The following is an 18362-nucleotide window of genomic DNA, read 5'->3' on the forward strand; positions in this document are numbered from 1 at the left end:
AGAGAGGACACATGTCCGAGATCGAATTCATCGGCTTCATTTCCAACAACAACTCGTCCGAGACCATCGTCCGCAAGGGACCGGTGCTCGACCCCGTCCACATCGAGACGGTGGCGAAGGCGCATGAGAATGCCGGCTTCGACCGCGCGCTGCTCGCGTTCCACTCGACCTCGCCGGACAGCCTGCAGGTCGCCCAGCATGTGCTCGGCGTCACCTCGAGGCTCAACGTGCTGATCGCGCAGCGACCGGGGTTCACGTCACCGACCCTGCTGGCGCGGCAGTTCGCGGTGCTCGACCAGTTCTCCAGGGGCCGCGTTGCGCTGCATGTGATCACCGGCGGCAATTCAACCGAGTTGCGACAGGACGGCAACACGCTCGACGACAAGGAGGCGCGCTATGCGCGGACAGCTGAGTTCCTCGACATCGTCCGCGCCGAGTGGACCAGCGAGAAGCCGTTCAGCTATGCCGGCAAGCACTATCAGGTCGAGAATGCATTCGCGCAGGTGAAGCCGTATCGGAAAGAGGGCATCCGGATCTATTTCGGCGGCGCCTCCGATGCCGCGATCGATGTTGCGGGCCGTCACGCCGACACCTATGCGCTGTGGGGCGAGTCCTATGCGCAGGTGCGTGAGCAGGTCGCCCGCGTCAGCGCGGCCGCCGCCAGGCACGGCCGGCCGGCGCCGCGCTTCTCGCTGTCGGTTCGGCCGATCCTCGCCGAGACCGAGGAGAAGGCCTGGGCCAAGGCGCAGGAGATTTTGGAGCGCGCCACCGCGCTGCAGGATCAGACCGGCTACCGCAAGCCGGCCGACGGACATGCCACGGATGGCGCCAAGCGGCTGCTGGCGATCGCCGAGCAGGGCAAGCGGGTCGACAAGCGGCTGTGGACCGAGATTGCCAAGCTTACCGGCGCCAACAGCAACACCACCGCGCTGGTCGGCACGCCGGAGCAGGTCGCCGACGTATTCGGCGATTACTACGATCTCGGCATCAGCCATTTCCTGATCCGTGGCTTCGATCCGCTGATCGATGCCATCGAGTACGGCCGCGAGCTGATCCCCGCGACGCGCGAGCTGATCGCGCGGCGGCAGGGCGCGAAGGGAGTGGCCGCGGAATGAAGCGCGTTCTGCTTGCCGCGGGTGTTCTGCTCGCGTTCACGGCTTCCGCCTTCGCGCAGGCGACCCTGCGCGTCGGCGACCAGAAGGGTAATGCGCGCGCCGTCATGGAGGCAGCGGGCGTGCTCAAGGACGTGCCCTACAGCATCGAGTGGAAGGAGTTCGTCGCCGCTGCGCCCTTGCTGGAAGCGCTGAGCGCGGGCGCCATCGAGACCGGGCTCGTCGGCGACGCGCCCTTTACCTTCGCTGCCGCCTCGGGCGTGCCGGTCAAGGCGATCGCCGCCATTCGCCAGACCCAGGAGGGTCTTGCGATGCTTGTGCCCGAAAGCTCGGCCATCAAGAGCTTCGACGACCTCAAGGGCAAGAAGATCGCAACCGGCCGCGGCTCGATCGGACATCAACTGGTGCTGGCGGCACTGGAGTCACGCGGCTGGACCACCAGCGACATCCAGCTCGTGTTCCTGCCGCCCTCCGATGCCAAGGTCGCCTATACGCAGGGCTCGGTCGATGCGTGGTCGACCTGGGAGCCGTATGTGAGCCAGGAGGAGGTGCTGTTCAAGTCGCGCCGCATCATCACCGGCGAAGGACTGACGCCCGGCCTGAGCTTCCAGGTCGCGACCCCCACCGCCATCAGGGACAAGCGCGCGGCGCTCGAGGACTTCGTCCAACGGCTTGCGGCGGCGCGTGCGTGGTCGCTCGGCAATGTCGAGAGCTATGCCGAGACCTGGGGCCGGCTGATGAACATTCCGTCCTCCGTACCACTGAACTGGCTCAAGCGTGCGAAGGTGCGCATCGTGCCGGTCGACGATGCCGTCGTCGCCGACGAGCAGAAGACGATCGACCTCTACAGGCGCACCGGCCTGATCAAGGAGCGGCTCGACGCGGCCGGCATCCTCGACCGTTCGTTCACTGCGGCGATCGCGAAGGGGGCGGGGCTTTGAGCTGTCAGCGCGTCACGTGATCTCACCGAACACACGTGACTCTCGGCGGCGTCGGCCGCTGAAAACCATAGCACCCTTCAGCGGTGATCCCACCGTCAGCCTCCACGCTATCAGGCTGACCTTCCCGTAACCGTCCCGGCCCGCGCCGGTGAACTTGGTGCCACACCAGCTACGCCACGTCACGCGGCACGATCGCGGCGCCTCCGCGAACCCGGGAGAAAAGGAGCCCGCTCCGATCCTCGAATGTGCCTCCCCTCTCAGCCTCTTCGCTGCGTTTGACTGGCGGGCGTCTTGCTTGCAAGTGTGCTTCAGGATCGCCGAGACGTAGTTGCGGCGCGAATCTCAGTTGCGCTGCCAACCGATCAGGACATGAGGCTGACCATCGTCTGGCGATTTTCCATCGCCGTCCTGGCGATAGCAGGCGATGGATGATGAAGGGCGCTCGGCGCGCCCGGCTTGTCTGGGCGTTCAAGTGTCCCAGAGGTTGCTGTGATTGAGCGAGAAGCCGCAGCGTACCGGATCACCGCATTCGCCGGCGATGACGCGCGAGTGCCTATGAGTACCGCAGGTTCCTGTGAGCGAACCTAATATATAAGGTCGCATCGCGATCTGAGGTATTAATACCTTCTAGTAGGTGGGTTGTGAATTGGGCGTCGTTGACCTCTCTGATTGGGCTTCATGGCTTCAGTGTGTGACGACGAGGCGCTCCAGCACCGGACGGATGACGACGCCGAACATCCAGCCGCCCGCGGTCTTCTATTCATGGCAATCGGGCCTTCCGTCGAGGGGAAATCGCGGCTTCATCAGCGATGCGCTCGAACGAGCTATTTGATCTGTCCCGCTGACCAAGGTCGATGCCTCACGGCTGCAAACCATCTCTTGGATTGTCCAGTCATTGGCCGTACGTTGGTGGGCGGTGACGGAATAATGCCCAAAGCAAACACCATGGAGAACAGTTGGTCTGATGGATGAAGACGACCCGAGCGATCAAATCTCCCGGATCGAGGCGCGGATCGAAGAGCTTGCCGAGATGGCCGAGCGGTGTCGAAAGATCATCCTGGCCTCGAGGGTCGTGATCTATGTCGGTGCAGGATTGCTGCTCGGCGCGGTGCTGGGCCTGCTGGGATCCAATGCGGTCGTCGCCCTCGGGGCGATTGCTGCGGTGCTGGGCGGCATCGTGTCGCTCGGATCGAACGTCAGCACATTGCGACAGACCATGGCGGCAATGGCCGCCGCCGAGACGTTTCGCGCCGACCTGATCGGCAGGATCGATCTTCGTCTGGTTGGTGACGCGCGCCGAAGCGGATTGCAGCCTCGGTGACTCGCGCCGCCGGGTGGTTGAAATCATCCGCGTCATCGACGGCGACGACGTCTGACCGACGGCAAATCCGCCCTCATGGCTTTGCGGGTTCGAGTCCTGCATCACCCATCATCCGGCCGCGGCCGGCCCCATGACGTCTGGGCGATGGGCAACATAGCCGCCGCCTGAAGGCTCAGCCAGCGCTGTGGTGTCGGCTTTTCGATCGATGTTGATATGGCCGTAGAAGGGCACTGGCGAGTATCGAGCAGATATTGACGGTCTGCGCGCCATCGCAGTCGCCGTCGTCGTCTTGCTTCATCTCAGGGTGAGTGGCTTCAGTGGCGCGGCGTTGCCGCCTCTATTTGCTCTCGGATGGCGTCCGGCTGTAGACCGTCTTGGCCGGATAGGTCGAGTTCGTGATCGTCAGCGTACTACCATCGAGATTATAGATGCTGGCGCCGTCGCGCGCCTTGTTCTTGACGAATGCCGACTTGCTGACGCCGACGACTGTCGCTTCCAATTGCGAGGCCCGGCTGATCTCATAGATGGCGCCGCCCTGATGGCGCGCGCTATTGGCCGTAAACCGGGCTTGCTCATAGCTCACATGCGAGCCGTAATCCTCGTAGGTTGCGCCGCCATCCTGCGATGCCCGATTGCCGGTGAACGAGCACTTCTGACATGTGACGACGACGCCCTCGCGGTTGACGTTGGCGCCGCCATAGACGGCCCGATTGCCTTCAAAGACGGTATCGGAGATCGTGAGATTGGCCTTGCCGTAGGCATAAATCGCTCCGCCTTCGAGTGCTTCGTTGTGCTCGAAGCGGCAATTGTGCAGCGTCATCTTGAATCCGATCGCGGCCTCGCGCGGCAGAAATTTCTTGCCGGCATGATAGGCAAGCAACCCGCCGCCCTTGCCGTTGTAAGTCCGGCCGACCGCGCGACCGTCACGCAGCGTCAATCCGTCGAGCAGCGCGTCATCGGCGCCATAGAGGACGTGCGCATATCGATAGCCGCCTTTGGCGGCCCTCGCGCTCAGAATTGTCCGCGCGCCGGCGGCGCGACGCTGCTCTAAGGCAGTTTCAGTGCCGGCAAACCCGCCGTACAGCTTCACGCCGTCGTAGAGAATGAAGGCCGCGATACGGCCGTCCTTCTTGGCAGGCCTGTACGTGCCGGCTTTGATCCAAACCGCCGCCTTCGAGGCCGAGGCGAGGTCGATGGCCGCCTGTAAGTCGGAGAACCCGGTTGCCCAGGAAAGTCCGTCCTGTGCCTTGGCCGGGTTGTCCGGGACGACATAGATGACCGGCGCGGATACGGCCTTGGCGCTGACCGCTGGCCGGATGTACTCGCCCTGATATTCGACCGCGCCGCTGTTCTTCACGTAAATCTGGACGAGTTTCTCGACCAAGCCGTTCTTCAGCAGGAGCGCGCCGTCCAAGCCGGGCTGGTAACCGCGCGCATAAGCGGGCGCGGATTTAAGGGCAACGGGTTCCAACTCCCCCTTGAGGTTGCTGATGGGGATGAAGTCGGCCAGCGGCAGCGTGCTTCCCGCAGGAGCGAGCGAGCCGACCTCCGACACAATGTCCTCATGCCAATTATAGACCTTACCGACAACGCTGCGGATGAGGATCGGATTGCTGTTCGCACCTGTCCCCTGATAAAGGTCCGGGCCCAACGCGCTGCTGGCCTTGTTGCCCACGATTGTCACGTTGACGAGCAGTGGTGCCGAGCCGCCGTCGTTGCCGACGCCGCCGGCGCTCACGGCCGAGTTGCCTGTGAACAGCGTGTTGAAGACAAGCGGCGACGCGGCAAAGTCGTTGTAAAGGCCACCGCCTTTGTCGTTGCTGCGGTTGCCGATGAAGCGGCAGTTGATGAAGCGCGGCATAGCGCCGAGATCGTTGCTTACGCCGCCGCCGCGCAGCTCGGCTACATTGTCGATGAAATCGACATTGATGAAGGCGGCCTGGTCCGCGCCCGCCTTGTGCACATTGTAAACGGCGCCGCCCTTGGGCGAGTAGTTGTTCTTGAAGACGACGTTGCGCACAATGGGGCTGGTCATGAAGTTTCTCATGCCGCCGCCAACGACCATGTCGTTCTTGAGAATGTCGGCCGGCACGAGATGCATGCGGGGCTTGTCCGTCCCGTAAGAATCCGAGACCGTGAAGCCATCCAGAATGGCTCGGTTAGCGCCCATAATAATGGTCTTTGTGTTTTTCGTCTTGTCGCCCTTGCCGATATTGCCGCTGAGTATGGTTACATTCCTTCGAAAATCCCTTTGCTGCCGCGCCGTTTCGTTGCCTGAGAAGCCCCCATAGACGGCGATGTCCTCCTTGAGGACAAATGACTTGGTCTGATCGGTCGCATCGGGATAATACGTGCCACGCGCCACCCAGATTTCGTCGTTCTTAGAGGCCGCTGATAGTGCATCCTGCAGGGATTGGAACGGGGCATTCCAGGCGTGCCCGTCCCCCGCACTCTTACTTGCCTGATTCACGTACCAAGTTTTTCCGGAATCGGCTTGCGAGACGCCCGAAGCTAAGGTGACGATTGCAGCCGCAAAAAGTGCCGTGAAAAGGTGCTTCATCTTCATTCCTAATCGGGGATTGATCCGCGGCGCGTCGGCTGGCTCCGTAGGCGTTCCAGCGAGCAGGGGTCTCTATCGAGCAGAGCGCAGTTCTATGGTGGGTCACAACAGCATGCTCTCGACGTCAATCGTTTGTGTTGATCTGAGTCAATCCGGCGCGAGCTCGGGGCCTTCGCTGCGATTTGGCTCTTTCTGACCTCTATGGGTTGGCTCGCCAGCCTGCGTTGCCATCAGCAGCGAACGGTTCTCGTTGTGGTGAATATGAAGCGGTACGCTGTCGCCAAATATCCGCGGTAAGGCATCTCAAAAATGCCGAGAACATCGCCGGACTGTTAGCAGGTCCGCTTACGCAAATGATGGTCAAAGCCATGATGTGCCTGTCCTCCGCTCGACTCAGGGTAGATCGTAGCAGAAATGAGGCGCGGCGAGATTGCGGGTGACAGTGCACTAAATCGTGCTGGGCCATCCGATGAAGTTGTTTCGTTCGATGGCCGATATTCGTCGTCTGTTCGATGAAGGATGACCAGCTCGCTCTCGGTGCGTTCGCGCCAGCGATTGCGGGATTGCGCTGACAGTGCACTTGACTATCTCGCTGACCAAGGTCGATGCCTCACGGCTGCAAACCATCTCTTGGATTGTCCAGTCATTGGCCGTACGTTGGCTGGCGGAGAGGGAATAGTGCTCAAAGCAAACACCATGGAGAACAGCTGGTCTGATGAACGAGGACGACCCGAGCGATCAAATCTCCCGGATCGAGGCGCAGATCGAGGAGCTTGCCGAGATGGCCGAGCGGTGTCGCAAGATCATCCTGGCCTCGAGGGTCGTGATCTATGTCGGTGCAGGATTGCTGCTCGGCGCGGTGCTGGGCCTGCTGGGATCCAATGCGGTCGTCGCCCTCGGGGCGATTGCTGCGGTGCTGGGCGGCATCGTGTCGCTCGGATCGAACGTCAGCACATTGCGACAGACCATGGCGGCAATGGCCGCCGCCGAGACGTTTCGCGCCGACCTGATCGGCAGGATCGATCTTCATCTGGTGGGTGACGCGCGCTGAAGCGGATGGCAGCTTCGGTCGCTCGCGCCGCTGGGTGTCGCCCTTCGAGCGATCCGTTTGCGGGGGGTGACAGCGCGCGAAACTGACTTCGCCGGCTCAACGCGACGAGGCTCAACGGGCTTCGGGGAAGCGACGCCGGGGAGAGACCTGTCCCGCATGTCGCTGCGCTCGTGGCGGGCTACGGGACTGGTCACGGGGCAGAGAAGGGAGTCCAGCGCCGGGCGAGCGCCGCGAGACCTCGCCCGGTGCCACGCCGCGGTTTCAATCAGAAGCGGCTCAGCGGCAATTCCAGGTCGTTCCTTGCGCGCAAACCGCGTTCGGGCTGTCGCCACCATAGATCTGATAGGGGTATTCGCCTTTGCGGTAATAGCCATAGGCGTGGGGGTTCACTCCGTAGTAGGCGGGCGCCTCGTAATACGCCGGGCCGCCGTAGACCGGACCATCATAGTAATCATAGGCGTCGCGGCTCGCGGCGATCGCAAGACCGGTGCCGATGGCACCCGCCGCAAGCGCCGCGCCGACCGCAGCGCCGCCGCCGCCGTGCCAGCGCCCATTTCGCGCGTCGGCACTGGTCGGGGCCAGGGCGCCGATCGCGAGTACAGTCAATGAAGCAATTGCGGCCGTGCGGCCGAGCAGAGCTGTTTTGGTCGACATATCAGGTCTCCAGTGAAGTGCGCCGTGATCGGCGGATGTCTCCGGTGTCCGGCTCTGCCAAGAACGGTTGACGAATGTCAGAGCCGAACAAGGCCGGCAAACGGATGATCGATTGCGGTTCTTGATCCGACCTCGCTCGAGGAGCTGGCGACAGTCCAAAGCGAATGTCAGGTCCACCACACTAGAACCGCTGCTGCGCTTCGGAGTTCCGGCCCCGCCCGAACTTCCATGCGATCGGACCGATGCCGCTGGGCACGCGGAGGAGGGGAATGGCTCGTGCTTTGCCGACCCGGCAGCCCGGAGCCAACTCATCACCGTGACGGTGCATTCCAACAACTGAAGACGTTTGAAGGGCGTCGATGATGCTGGCCGCTATGACCCGATGAGCTCACGCCATCCCGAGTTGCACGACGGGCAATCTCTGCATGGCGCGCATGCGCCAACTGCCCGTCGAGCCAGTTTGTCGCGGACTCGTCACTTGCCACGTCGGGCAAATCACCTCCACATTTCCGCGCATCCCGGCTCGCTGAAGAGGGACGTTTCGCGATCGTCACGAGCGTCGAGCCGGAAGATGCGATGGGCGCGTTGCTCTGCAGCCGGGTGTCACAGCCGGGCCGACGAACGGAGCGATGCGACGGCGAAATGGTGTGGTCCTGGCATCGCGGTGCTGATGCCAAGTCGGCGGTGATGATGATCCGCCGGCGACGGGGGCAAGACAGCCGATCCCCGGGGAGAGCGCCTATAACCCGTTCAAACCGTCGCGCAGGGAAGGCCGGATATTGGGCTGAACCTGTGGTTCTGCCGCGTGCTTTCTGCTGCACGCGGACCGCGGGTATCAGCCGATACCCGGTCTTCCCTGCGCCTCTTCTTCGAGGAGAAGAGGACCAAAGGACGCAAAGCCCGGGTGCCATCCGCCGCGGGAGCGCGACGTCATGGCCTCGCTGTTCGACCTGTTCGGAACATGCGCGTTTGCCGGCAAGCCCGTCATCACGACGCCGCGCGGGAGCAAGGAGGTTGCAGCCATTCCGCTTGGGTGTTCGGACGGCGTCGTCTCACCCCATCGTGGCCAGCCGAACCGCCAGCGCACACGCCCGGTCGTATTCGTCCAGGTTGATCCATTCGTCGATCGTGTGCGGCTCGTTCTGGCCGGTGCCGAAGGTCACGGTGGGGATGCCGTGGCGGACCATCCAGTTGGCGTCGAGGCCGCCATTGCCGGCGCGCAGGGTCGGCGCGGCGCCGATGTCGGAGACGGCAGCCGTGGCGCGCTTGACGACGGGAAGGGTCTCCTTCATCCGGAACGGATGATAGTCGGTCTCGGCCTTGAACTTGACGCGGCCGGATTTGCCGTCGCTGTTGGTGACGCGCTTGGCGGCGGTCTCGAAAGCGGTCCTGTAGGCCTTGGTGATCTCGCGGACGAACTTGGCATCGTGGCTGCGGCATTCGCCGCGGACATGGATGTAGTCGGTGACGACGTTGGTGGCGTCGCCCGCGGGGCGGCCTTCGCCGCCGGTGACCGGGCCGACATTGCTGGTGCCCTGTTTGGCGTCCTTGCCCTTGCCTTTCACCACCTTGCCGAACCAGCCGCCGGCTTTGACCTCGGCGAGCGCGAGCGCCAGGATCATGGTGGCGCTGATGCCGCGCTCCGGCGCGACGCCGGCATGCGAGGCACGGCCGAAGATCTCGACCTCCCAGCGGTCGGCGCCGACGGCACCGATGGTGACGCTGGAGGCCGAGCTGCCGTCGAAATTGAAGGCCATCTCGGGCGCGCCGAGGTCATCCGTGTTGACGTGGCGCGCGCCATGGAGCCCGCTCTCCTCGCGCACGCAGAACAGCAGGGTTATCGGCGGATGATCGAGCTTTTGCCTGACAAGCTCGGCGGCGAGCGTGACGAGGATGCCGCAGCCGCAGCGATTGTCGCCGCCGAGCGCGGTCTTGGCCTGATTGACGATCTTGCGACCAGCGATCTTCGGCTGCGCGCCGGCGCACAGCGGCACCGTGTCCATATGGGTCATGAACATGATCCGCGGCTGATTGTGCTGGCTGCCGCGGCCGGGCAGCTCGACAATCAGGTTGCCGGTCTCGGTCGGCAGCGGAATGCGCGTATTGGCATCGTCGAGCCGCATCGCCTTGGCCGGCACGCCGGCCTGCTTCAGCGCCGCCATGATCTCGCGCCCGATCGCCTTCTCCTGTCCGGTCACGCCCTGGACGGCCAGAAAACGCATCAGACGATCGGTGGCGGCGGCGGTGTCGACGGACATGAAGCGATTCCCATGATGAACGATGTGCCCGGAGCATCCAGCCCAGCGCTCCGTTGCGCAAGGGGGGCACCGGTGGTTTCGCCGCCTGACTCTTTTCCGATGCCTCGATCGTCTTCATGTCATCTCGACATTGGAGCATCATCATGAGCCTGAAAGACAAGACGATCGTCGTGACCGGCGGAAGCCGCGGCCTTGGCCTGGGAGTCGTGGAGGCCCTCGTCGATCGCGGCGCCAAGGTGACCGTCGTCGCGCGCGGAACCGAGGCGCTGAACGCGATTGCTGCGCGCCTGGGTGTGGCCACGATCGCGGCCGACGTCACCGACGAGGCCGCTGCGCATCGCATCGTCGGCGATATCAGCCCCGACATCCTGATCTTGAACGCCGGCACAACGCCGCTCATGGGCCGGCTGGATCGGCTGGACCTGGAGGGATTTCTCGGCTGCCTGGGAAACGGACGTCAAGGCGGGCTTGTACTGGATCCAGGCGGCGCTCAAGCTCCCGCTCAAGCCAGGAAGCCGCGTGCTGGTCGGATCGAGCGGCGCGGCGGTGGGTGGTTCACAGATGTCAGGCGGCTACGGCGGCGCCAAGCGCATGCTCTGGTTCATGGCGAAATATGCCAACGGCGTGTCGCAGGACGACAGACTCGGCATCCGCTTCCAGGCGATCGTGCCGCGCATGATGATCCTCGGCACGGGAGTGGGGGATACGGCCGCGGGCGCTTATGCCGGGTCCATGGGCATCACGCCGGAAGCGTTCGTCGCCCGTTTCGGTGCGCCGATGCCGCCGCGCGCGTTCGGCGATCGCGTCGTCTCCGTGCTGGAGGACCCGCGATTCGCCGATGGTGTCGTGTTCGGTCTGAATGGCGACGACGGTGTGACGGTGATGGAAGGAGCGGCAGCTTGAGTGACGGACCACAGGATCAGCAAGACGCGCGCAGGGCCGAGCTCATGGCCCTGGCAGAGAAGTTGCGGCCCGAGCTGCATCGCTATTGCGCGCGGCTGATGGGGTCGGTGATCGACGGCGAGGACGTCGTGCAGGACACCCTGACGAAGGCGCTCGTCGCCGTGGGCGAGATGCGGGACCTCGCGATGCTGCGCGCCTGGCTGTTCCGGGTCGCGCATAACCGGGCGCTGGACCTGCTGCGCAGCCGTGCGATCCGGGCGGTCGAACCGATCGAGGCCGCTGACGACGTCGCCGATGACGCCGCACCGGATGCCGTGGAGGTGATGATGCGCGACGAGGCGATCAGGACGGCGGTGTCGCGCTTCACGGAGCTTCCGATCCCTCAGCGCAGCGTCCTCGTTCTGAAGGACGTGCTCGACGAGCCGCTCGCCGACATCGCGGCTCTGCTCGGCCTGACGGTGGACTCGGTGAAGGCGCATCTCGCCCGCGCCCGGGCGCGGCTCTCCGAGATCAACGCCGTGGCCGAGGCGCGGCCGGCGGCGAGACCGGCCTCCGATGCGGTGGCGCGCTATGTGAGCCTGTTCAACCGGCGTGATTGGGACGGCCTGCGCGCGCTGCTGGCGCACGACGTCAAACTGCACCAGTCCACTCATCCCATCCGTGTCGGCCCGGCCGATGTCGGGATGTTCTTCAGCATCTACGCCGGGATGGACGGCGTCTGGCTGGCGCCCGCCTGGCTCGAGGGCCGGGAAGTGATCGCCGTGTTCGAACGCCACGGCGATCCGCAGCCCAGCTACTTCATGTGGCTGAGCTGGCGCGACGGCAAGATCAGCTTCATCCGCGACTACCGCTACGTCCGCTATGTCATCGCCGATGCAGAGCTGGCACTCGTTCCGCCAGTCTGAGCACCCAGGCCGGCAAGGGCTTGATCCACGTCAACGAGGGACGGTCGCGCCAGGACCATATTCTGGCGAGAGAGGTCCGAGATGCAGCTCTTCAACTCGACGCGAAGCTACGGCGCAATTCCGCAGACGTTGCATTGGCTGACGGTCGTGCTCGTGGCCGTCGCCTGGGCGCTTGGTGTCTTCGGTGACGTGCTGCCCAAGGGCGCACCGCGCGAATCCGGCCTGTTCATCCACGTGACGGCTGGGATCGCGATCCTCGCGCTTCTGGCCGTGCGTCTGGCCTGGCGGCTGGCCGATCCATCTCCGCCGCCCGAGACGACCGAATTCGCCACATGGATGGGAAAGTGGCAGGATCCGGCCGCGCGTTTCGCGCACTACGCCCTCTATGCGCTGCTCCTTGCCGTGCCTGTCGTTGGAATCGTGTTGCAGTTTGCACGCGGTGATGCCTTGCCGCTGTTTGGCATCGCCGAGATCGCGTCGCCCTGGCCCAAGGACCGCGCGTTTGCTCACAACGTCAAGGAAGTGCACGAAATTCTCGCCCACGCCCTCGTCATCGTGGCCGCAATGCATGCGGCCGCCGCGCTGATCCATCACTGGATCTTCCGGGATCGGACGCTCCTGCGCATGCTGCCTCATTCGGACGACTAGGGGAGGCGACAGGCCTGTCGGGAATGACGGATTGCGTCGTCGCTTCAGGCGCCGTGACCGAACGGTCGCGATCCGATCGATCACTCCGCTCATGGTTCGGATTGCCAATCCCCCAGGAAACACGGCCGGGAGACTCGCCAATGCTGGAGTATCGCGTCAACGCCCGACGGATCGATGCGCATGAAAGCGTCGCAGACTGCAAGGATGCGACCGTGGTGCTCGATACCGACGTCAAGGGACGGCGGGATGCATTCAACCCGGCCGAGCTTCTTCTCGCCGCGGTTGCCGCCTGCATGATCAAGGGAATCGAACGCGTGACGCCGATGCTCAAGTTCCATGTTCGTGGCGTCGAGGTGCGACTGATCGGCGTCCGTCAGGACAGCCCGCCGATGATGGCGTCGATCGATTACGAGCTGATCGTCGACACCGATGAAGATGACCGCCGGCTCGAGCTGCTTCATCAGAATGTCAGGAAGTATGGAACGATTTCCAACACCGTGGCCGCCGCGACGAGGTTGCAAGGCGTGATCAGGAGAAAGACATGAGCCGTCTTCACGTCCACCCTGAAAGCCACCTGGTGGCGCGGATCGGATGGCTCAGGGCGGCCGTTCTGGGAGCCAATGACGGCATCATTTCGACTGCAAGTCTGATCGTCGGTGTTGCTGCGGCAGCAGCGACACGAAACGACGTCCTGATCGCGGGTGTCGCGGGATTGGTCGCGGGAGCGATGTCGATGGCCGCCGGTGAATATGTCTCCGTCAGTTCGCAGTCGGATACGGAGCAGGCCGACCTTGCACGGGAGCGCAAGGAGCTGAGCGACAACCCCGCATTTGAACGCGACGAGCTTGCCGATATCTACGTCAAGCGAGGTGTGGATCAATCCCTTGCGCGGCAGGTGGCCGAGCAGTTGATGGCGAAAGACGCGTTGACGGCTCATGCGCGCGACGAATTGGGAATCTCGGAGATCACCGCAGCGCGGCCCATCCAGGCCGCCGTGACCTCGGCCATGATGTTTTCGGTCGGAGCCGCCATGCCCTTGCTGATGGTCGTCGTGTCGCCCGCCAACTTGCTGGTCCCGATCGTCTCCGCGGCTTCTCTCGCCTTTCTCGCGGTGCTGGGAGCGATCGGCGCAAAGGCAGGCGGGGCCAACATTCCGCGTGCCACCTTTCGCGTGACGTTCTGGGGGGCCTTCGCCCTGGGTCTCACCGCAGGCATCGGAAAGTTGTTTGGGGCCGTCGTTTGAAGCGCGGGCAAAGCTTGCGTGACGATCAACGGCGTTACCGCCGTCTCGTGTCGAGGTTGCGGCGGTGTCGCGCTGTCGTCGACGCCGGCATTGTTTCGAGAAATTGAAGACCCAATTCGGTCCAGGCGCCATTATCAACCGGCCCGCGAGCCGCCACATCGGCGTCACGAGCATTCGATGGGCGCGACCCTCACGTCACGAGGACGCCGCCGAGGCGGCAATGCGCCCGATGCCGTGGTCGTGAGGAGCGAGCGGTGGACGGACAGCAAGCGCCGGGCGGATCCCGGCTGACGATTCTGCATGAGGAGCGTCCCCCGGCGGACCCGCGCGCCACATCCAGGGCGTCCGTGGGACGTGCGCTGTGGTCGCTCGTCGCGCTCAGCCTGATGTTCGGAATGCTGGTCGCGGTGCCGTGGATGGTCGAGTATGTGACCGTCGGCCAATATCTGGTTCACACCGATGACGCCTATGTCAGGATGAACGAAGTCCCAGTCAGGTCGGCGGTGTCCGGCCTGGTCAGGGACCTGCTCGTGACCGACAATCAGGAGATTGTTGCGGGACAGGTTCTGGCGCGGATCGAGCACCGGGACGAGCGCGCCGCGACGGTCGCGCTGAACGACGTCATTGCTCCCGTCGCCGGCGTCGTGGCCGCAAGCGGTCTCCATGTCGGGGACGCCGTGACGGCAGATCGGTCGTTGATGGCGGTGGTCACGCCGGGCGAGCCCCACGTCATCGCAGCCCTCGCGGTTTCCGAGATCACCTATGTCGCGATCGGACAGGCGGTCACGATCGACGTGCCGGGCCTGCCCGTCCGGCTCTATGGACATGTCGCGGATGCTGAGTGGATCGGCGCGGCGTCCGGCTCGCCAACCGGCGAAAGCCGGATTGCGCTGAAGATCAGCCTGCTGAAGGCGGCCATGCCCGCCGGATTGCGATCCGGCATGGCTGTCGGCGCGACGATCCTGACCGGCCTGACCGGGACGGAGCGGATGGTCTCGCAGATCCTGCAGAAGAGAGCGCAGAGGACCTGCCGCTGCGAGCAGGATCTCCAACCCGCGTCGGTGCAGCGGCGCATCTGACCACGGCATCCCCACGCGACGCGCGGCGGCTGCGATCAGCCGCGGCTGAGCTCCTGCACGCCGTCGTGAACCTGGTAGACGACCTTGCCCTCGCGCCAGGCGAACGCGCCGCCGGGCTCGCGGCAGACGATGCCGGCTTCCGGAATCAGCTTGTCGCAGAGCATGACGATGATGTCCTCCAGCGGTGCGCTGGTGTCGTTCTCCTCGGTCATCCGGTCGATCGAGATCTCGCCGCCCTCGACGCCGTCGTCGATGTGGACGATGAAGATCTCCTCATGGCCATGGATGCCATGCGCCGTCACCCGAAACACTTCCCCCTTGTACTCGAATTCCCGAACCATCGCGTCCGCCCATATGAGTTTGTTGATTGCCGTTTCAAGCGGGGACGGAAACTAAGAGCGCGCCGCGCGAGGGTCAAGAAAAGTCGGTGTCGGGAATCCGACAAAATTCAACGGGTGCGAACGCATGCCACGGGTGTGCGCGCATGTTCGCTGCACGACGGGCAATCCGTGCATGCCGCTCATGCACGAACTGCCCGTGGAGCCGGTTTGTCGTAAACTAATCAATTGCACTCGGGCAAATCACCGTCACATTTCCGCGCATCCGGCTTCGCCGAAGAGGGACGTTTCGCGATCGTCACGAGCGTCCGGCCGGGATCGCGAGCCCATGTGTGAGGCCATGTGTGCCGTCTGATAGTCGAGCGAAGGAGTCGCGGTGCTGCGGGACGATGCGGGCTCAGGCGCCCGCATCATGCGCTTTGATGACCGCCACGAATGCCTCGCCGTAGCGCGCGAGCTTGACCGTACCGGCGCCGGGGATGCTCGCAAGCTCCGCGACGGAGCGCGGATGGCGGGCCGCCATTTCGGCCAGCGTCTTGTCGTGGAAGATGACGTAGGGCGGCACGTTCTGGGCCTTGGCGAGCTCCATCCGCCGGACGCGCAGCTTCTCGAACAAGTCGCGGTCGAGGTCAGGAAATGTCGTCGTGGTCTGCCGCTCCCGAGCCTTGCGGTCGCGCCTGGTCTTCTTCAGCACGCGCAGGCTGAGTTGCGGCTTGTCGCGCAGGAACTGGCGGCCCTCGGGCGAGATCGACAGGCCGCCATGGCCGGCGACGTCGACGCTGATCAGCCCATGCGCGACGAGCTGGCGGACGATGGAGCGCCAGGCGTTGCGGTCGTGCTCCTTGCCGATGCCGAAGGTGGAGAGCTTGTCATGGCCGAGCCGTTCGATGCGCTCGTCCGTCTCGCCGAGCAGCACCGCGACGACGTGGGCCTGGCCGAAGCGCTCGCCGGTGCGGTGGATGCAGGACAGCAGCTTCTGCGCCGCGATGGTGCCGTCGAAGGTCTCGGGCGGGTCGAGGCAGATGTCGCAATTGCCGCACGGCGCGCAATCGTCGCCGAAATAGCGCAGCAGCACCTGGCGCCGGCATTGGCAGGTCTCGGCGAAGCCGAGCAGCGCATCGAGCTTGCGGCGCTCGGTGCGCTTGCGCGCATCGGGCGCGTCCGACTCATCGATGAAGCGGCGGCGCAGCGCGATGTCCTCGGCGCCGTACAGCATCAGGGTTTCCGATGGCAGGCCGTCGCGGCCGGCGCGGCCGGTCTCCTGATAGTAGGCCTCGATGCTGGACGGCAGATCGGCATGCAGCACGAAGCGCACGTCGGGCTTGTCGATGCCCATGCCGAAAGCGATGGTGGCGACCATGATCAGCCCCTGCTCGAGCTGGAAGCGACGCTGGTTCTTCTCCCGCGCCTTCATCTCCATGCCGGCATGATAGGGCAGCGCCGGAAAGCCGTGGTCGCTGAGCGAGGCGGCGACCTCCTCGGTCTTGCGCTTGGACAGGCAATAGACGATGCCGCTCTCGCCCTCGCGGGATTTCAGGAAGGCTAGCATCTGCTGCATCGTGCTGGTCTTCTCCGCCGCGCCGTAGCGGATGTTCGGCCGGTCGAAGCCGGCGATGAAGCTGTTGCCGTCGCCGATCGAGAGATGCTCGACGATCTCGGCCCGCGTCGGCGCATCGGCGGTGGCGGTGAGCGCGATGCGCGGGATCGTCGGGAACAGCCCGGCGAGACAGTCGAGGGCGCGGTATTCGGGCCGGAAATCATGGCCCCATTGCGAGACGCAGTGCGCCTCGTCGATGGCGATCAGCGACAGTTGCGCGGCCTTGAGACGCTCCAGGTTCTCCGGCCTGAGCAGCGTCTCGGGCGCCATGTAGAGCAGGTCGAGCTCGCCGCGTTCGATGTCCTGCCACAGCAGGTCCTTCTCGGCGCCCCAGAGCCGCGAGTTCAGCGCCGCGGCCTTCACGCCGGCCTGCCGGAGCGCGGTGACCTGGTCCTCCATCAGCGCGATCAGCGGCGAGATGATCAGCCCGAGGCCGGGACGCGCCAGCGCCGGGATCTGGTAGCACAGCGATTTGCCGCCGCCGGTCGGCATCAGCACGAAGGCATTGTGTCCGGCGATCACGTGCTCGACGATGTCGCGCTGCCGCCCGCGAAAGCTGTCATAGCCGAACACGGCCTTGAGGATCGAGAGCGGATCGGCGGTCATGGGAACGCACTTCTTCGGCAGACGGAGGGACTGGATAAGTCCCGTTGCGGGACGCCGCCGTCAAGCGAAAGCTGCCCGGTGACGCGCATTTCAGCGGCGCGGAGAAGCATGGCGGGGACAGTGGCAGGGGCGCGTTGGACAAGCCGACGAGTTATGGCAGAATCGACTTGCATCGCATTATGTTCCGATCCTGATACGAGCATGGGCTGCCGGGGCGAGCTGGGTGCCTTGGCACCTCGCCGGGCGCAAGGTGGTGCTGGTCGATGCCGATCCGCAGTGGTCGGTGGTGCGGCTCGCCGAGCGGCAGCGTGCGCTCGCCATGCAAAGCTCGGGCGCGTGGCGCCGCGAGATCGCGAAACATGTTGAACCGTTGGAATTCGCTTCGACGTCGCCGTGTCGTATACGGTGGCGGTCGGTCGAGGCCGGTCCGCAAAGAGACGCGCGCGCAGAGTTGGTGACGAGGGTGCTTGCAGATCTGTTTGAAGGCCCGGTCGTGGTCGTGGCCTCCAGCCTCTCGCTGGCGGACGACGAGCTGTTTGCCGAGGAGCGCGCTCATATTCAAGCCGCGGTCGCCAAGCGGCGGGCCGAGTTCGCGACCGCGCGGGTCCTGGCGCGCAGGGCGCTGGCCGCGCTCGGAGCTCCGCCGGTGGCGCTCGTCCCGGCGCCGGATCGCGCGCCGGTGTGGCCGCCGGGCTATGTGGGAAGCATCTCACATTGTGCCGATCATTGCGCCGTGGCCGTAGCCCGAAGCAGGGATGTCTCGTCGCTCGGACTGGATGTCGAGGACCTGCGCGAGCTCGATCCGTCGATGCGCGACCTGGTGCTCACGCCGGCCGAGCGGCGATGGCTTCGCGCGCAGCCGGACGCCTTGCAGCCGATGCTGCCGATCGTGATCTTCAGCGCGAAGGAAGCCTACTACAAATGCCAATATCCGATCACGCACGGCTTCCTGGATTTCCAGGACGTCGAGCTCACGATCGCATGGGCGGCAGGCACGTTCGAGGCGCGCGTCGTGAGAGAGGGATGGCCGGCTGCCATTGCTCGCCTCGCCGGACGCTTCCTCATCGCTGACGGCCGGGTCAGTTGCGGCGTGACGTTGGCGAAGGGCTGATCGCGCGGATGCAGCCTGGAGCTGGGCCGAGCCTG

Annotated in this window: 15 protein-coding genes and 1 pseudogene; 11 read left to right on the top strand and 5 right to left on the bottom strand. The window is 64.6% G+C overall.

What is annotated here, in order from left to right; all coding sequences use genetic code 11:
* Positions 1–11 precede the first annotated feature (11 nt).
* The 3 genes from QX070_RS22395 to QX070_RS22405 all read left to right on the top strand — a co-directional run bounded on the left by QX070_RS22395 (position 12) and on the right by QX070_RS22405 (position 3374).
* A complete protein-coding gene (locus tag QX070_RS22395; RefSeq protein ID WP_315739265.1) occupies positions 12–1115 on the top strand; it encodes an LLM class flavin-dependent oxidoreductase in 1104 nt (367 codons plus the stop codon).
* Complete coding sequence (locus QX070_RS22400) at positions 1112–2053, top strand: ABC transporter substrate-binding protein (RefSeq protein WP_315739266.1); 942 nt, start codon at positions 1112–1114, stop codon at positions 2051–2053. The genes QX070_RS22395 and QX070_RS22400 overlap by 4 nt, the downstream gene beginning before the upstream one ends.
* A 964-nt stretch (positions 2054–3017) precedes the next feature.
* Entirely contained in the window at positions 3018–3374 is a 357-nt protein-coding gene (locus QX070_RS22405) for a hypothetical protein (protein WP_315739267.1), read from the top strand.
* Between the two features lie 337 nt (positions 3375–3711).
* Here the strand turns inward: QX070_RS22405 and QX070_RS22410 are convergent, their stop codons facing one another.
* On the bottom strand, positions 3712–5934 hold the full coding sequence (locus QX070_RS22410; RefSeq protein WP_315739268.1) for a right-handed parallel beta-helix repeat-containing protein: 2223 nt from the start codon (positions 5932–5934) through the stop codon (positions 3712–3714).
* 715 nt (positions 5935–6649) lie between these two features.
* Here QX070_RS22410 and QX070_RS22415 point away from each other — a divergent pair.
* Positions 6650–6985: a hypothetical protein gene (locus QX070_RS22415; protein ID WP_315739269.1), complete on the top strand. Its 336-nt coding sequence runs from the start codon at positions 6650–6652 to the stop codon at positions 6983–6985.
* 276 nt (positions 6986–7261) lie between these two features.
* On the opposite strand, the gene QX070_RS22420 is transcribed toward QX070_RS22415, so the two are convergent.
* The gene (locus QX070_RS22420; protein ID WP_315739270.1) at positions 7262–7639 is read right to left on the bottom strand and encodes a hypothetical protein; all 378 of its coding nucleotides are present in this window, start codon (positions 7637–7639) and stop codon (positions 7262–7264) included.
* A 1052-nt stretch (positions 7640–8691) separates the two neighbouring features.
* Positions 8692–9897 (bottom strand): M20/M25/M40 family metallo-hydrolase, encoded by a 1206-nt coding sequence (locus QX070_RS22425; RefSeq protein WP_315739271.1) that lies wholly within the window; start codon positions 9895–9897, stop codon positions 8692–8694.
* Positions 9898–10040: 143 nt separating this feature from the next.
* Between QX070_RS22425 and QX070_RS22430 the strand changes: the two are divergent.
* The 6 genes and pseudogenes from QX070_RS22430 (at position 10041) to QX070_RS22455 (ending at position 14675) form a co-directional block, all read left to right on the top strand.
* Positions 10041–10800 (top strand): annotated as a pseudogene (locus QX070_RS22430) (SDR family oxidoreductase).
* Positions 10797–11705 carry a sigma-70 family RNA polymerase sigma factor gene (locus QX070_RS22435; protein WP_315739272.1) on the top strand — a complete coding sequence of 303 codons (909 nt, stop codon included), beginning with the start codon at positions 10797–10799 and terminating at the stop codon, positions 11703–11705. The pseudogene QX070_RS22430 and the gene QX070_RS22435 overlap by 4 nt, the downstream one beginning before the upstream one ends.
* An 81-nt stretch (positions 11706–11786) precedes the next feature.
* Positions 11787–12353 carry a cytochrome b gene (locus QX070_RS22440; protein WP_315739273.1) on the top strand — a complete coding sequence of 189 codons (567 nt, stop codon included), beginning with the start codon at positions 11787–11789 and terminating at the stop codon, positions 12351–12353.
* A gap of 140 nt (positions 12354–12493) precedes the next feature.
* Positions 12494–12898 (top strand): OsmC family protein, encoded by a 405-nt coding sequence (locus tag QX070_RS22445; RefSeq protein ID WP_315739451.1) that lies wholly within the window; start codon positions 12494–12496, stop codon positions 12896–12898.
* Entirely contained in the window at positions 12895–13596 is a 702-nt protein-coding gene (locus QX070_RS22450) for a VIT family protein (RefSeq protein WP_315739274.1), read from the top strand. The genes QX070_RS22445 and QX070_RS22450 overlap by 4 nt, the downstream gene beginning before the upstream one ends.
* Before the next feature lie 347 nt (positions 13597–13943).
* Entirely contained in the window at positions 13944–14675 is a 732-nt protein-coding gene (locus tag QX070_RS22455) for an HlyD family efflux transporter periplasmic adaptor subunit (protein ID WP_315739275.1), read from the top strand.
* A 35-nt stretch (positions 14676–14710) separates the two neighbouring features.
* Here the strand turns inward: QX070_RS22455 and QX070_RS22460 are convergent, their stop codons facing one another.
* Positions 14711–15016, bottom strand: coding sequence for a hypothetical protein (locus QX070_RS22460; protein ID WP_315739276.1), 306 nt, complete (start codon positions 15014–15016; stop codon positions 14711–14713).
* 394 nt (positions 15017–15410) lie between these two features.
* A complete protein-coding gene (gene recQ, locus QX070_RS22465) occupies positions 15411–17216 on the bottom strand; it encodes a DNA helicase RecQ (RefSeq protein ID WP_315739277.1) in 1806 nt (601 codons plus the stop codon).
* Between the two features lie 223 nt (positions 17217–17439).
* On the opposite strand from recQ, the gene QX070_RS22470 reads away from it, so the two are divergent.
* A complete protein-coding gene (locus QX070_RS22470; protein ID WP_315739278.1) occupies positions 17440–18327 on the top strand; it encodes a 4'-phosphopantetheinyl transferase in 888 nt (295 codons plus the stop codon).
* Positions 18328–18362: the final 35 nt, after the last annotated feature.

This window comes from Bradyrhizobium sp. SZCCHNR1093, from assembly GCF_032381175.1.
GTDB lineage: Bacteria > Pseudomonadota > Alphaproteobacteria > Rhizobiales > Xanthobacteraceae > Bradyrhizobium.

Bases quoted from the DNA above. Each gene is read 5' to 3' on its own strand.
- QX070_RS22395 (WP_315739265.1), top strand. From the start codon at position 12: ATGTCCGAGATCGAATTCATCGGCTTCATTTCCAACAACAACTCGTCC.
- QX070_RS22400 (WP_315739266.1), top strand. From the start codon at position 1,112: ATGAAGCGCGTTCTGCTTGCCGCGGGTGTTCTGCTCGCGTTCACGGCT.
- QX070_RS22405 (WP_315739267.1), top strand. From the start codon at position 3,018: ATGGATGAAGACGACCCGAGCGATCAAATCTCCCGGATCGAGGCGCGG.
- QX070_RS22410 (WP_315739268.1), bottom strand. From the start codon at position 5,934: ATGAAGCACCTTTTCACGGCACTTTTTGCGGCTGCAATCGTCACCTTA.
- QX070_RS22415 (WP_315739269.1), top strand. From the start codon at position 6,650: ATGAACGAGGACGACCCGAGCGATCAAATCTCCCGGATCGAGGCGCAG.
- QX070_RS22420 (WP_315739270.1), bottom strand. From the start codon at position 7,639: ATGTCGACCAAAACAGCTCTGCTCGGCCGCACGGCCGCAATTGCTTCA.
- QX070_RS22425 (WP_315739271.1), bottom strand. From the start codon at position 9,897: ATGTCCGTCGACACCGCCGCCGCCACCGATCGTCTGATGCGTTTTCTG.
- QX070_RS22440 (WP_315739273.1), top strand. From the start codon at position 11,787: ATGCAGCTCTTCAACTCGACGCGAAGCTACGGCGCAATTCCGCAGACG.
- QX070_RS22445 (WP_315739451.1), top strand. From the start codon at position 12,494: ATGCTGGAGTATCGCGTCAACGCCCGACGGATCGATGCGCATGAAAGC.
- QX070_RS22450 (WP_315739274.1), top strand. From the start codon at position 12,895: ATGAGCCGTCTTCACGTCCACCCTGAAAGCCACCTGGTGGCGCGGATC.
- QX070_RS22460 (WP_315739276.1), bottom strand. From the start codon at position 15,016: ATGGTTCGGGAATTCGAGTACAAGGGGGAAGTGTTTCGGGTGACGGCG.
- recQ (WP_315739277.1), bottom strand. From the start codon at position 17,216: ATGACCGCCGATCCGCTCTCGATCCTCAAGGCCGTGTTCGGCTATGAC.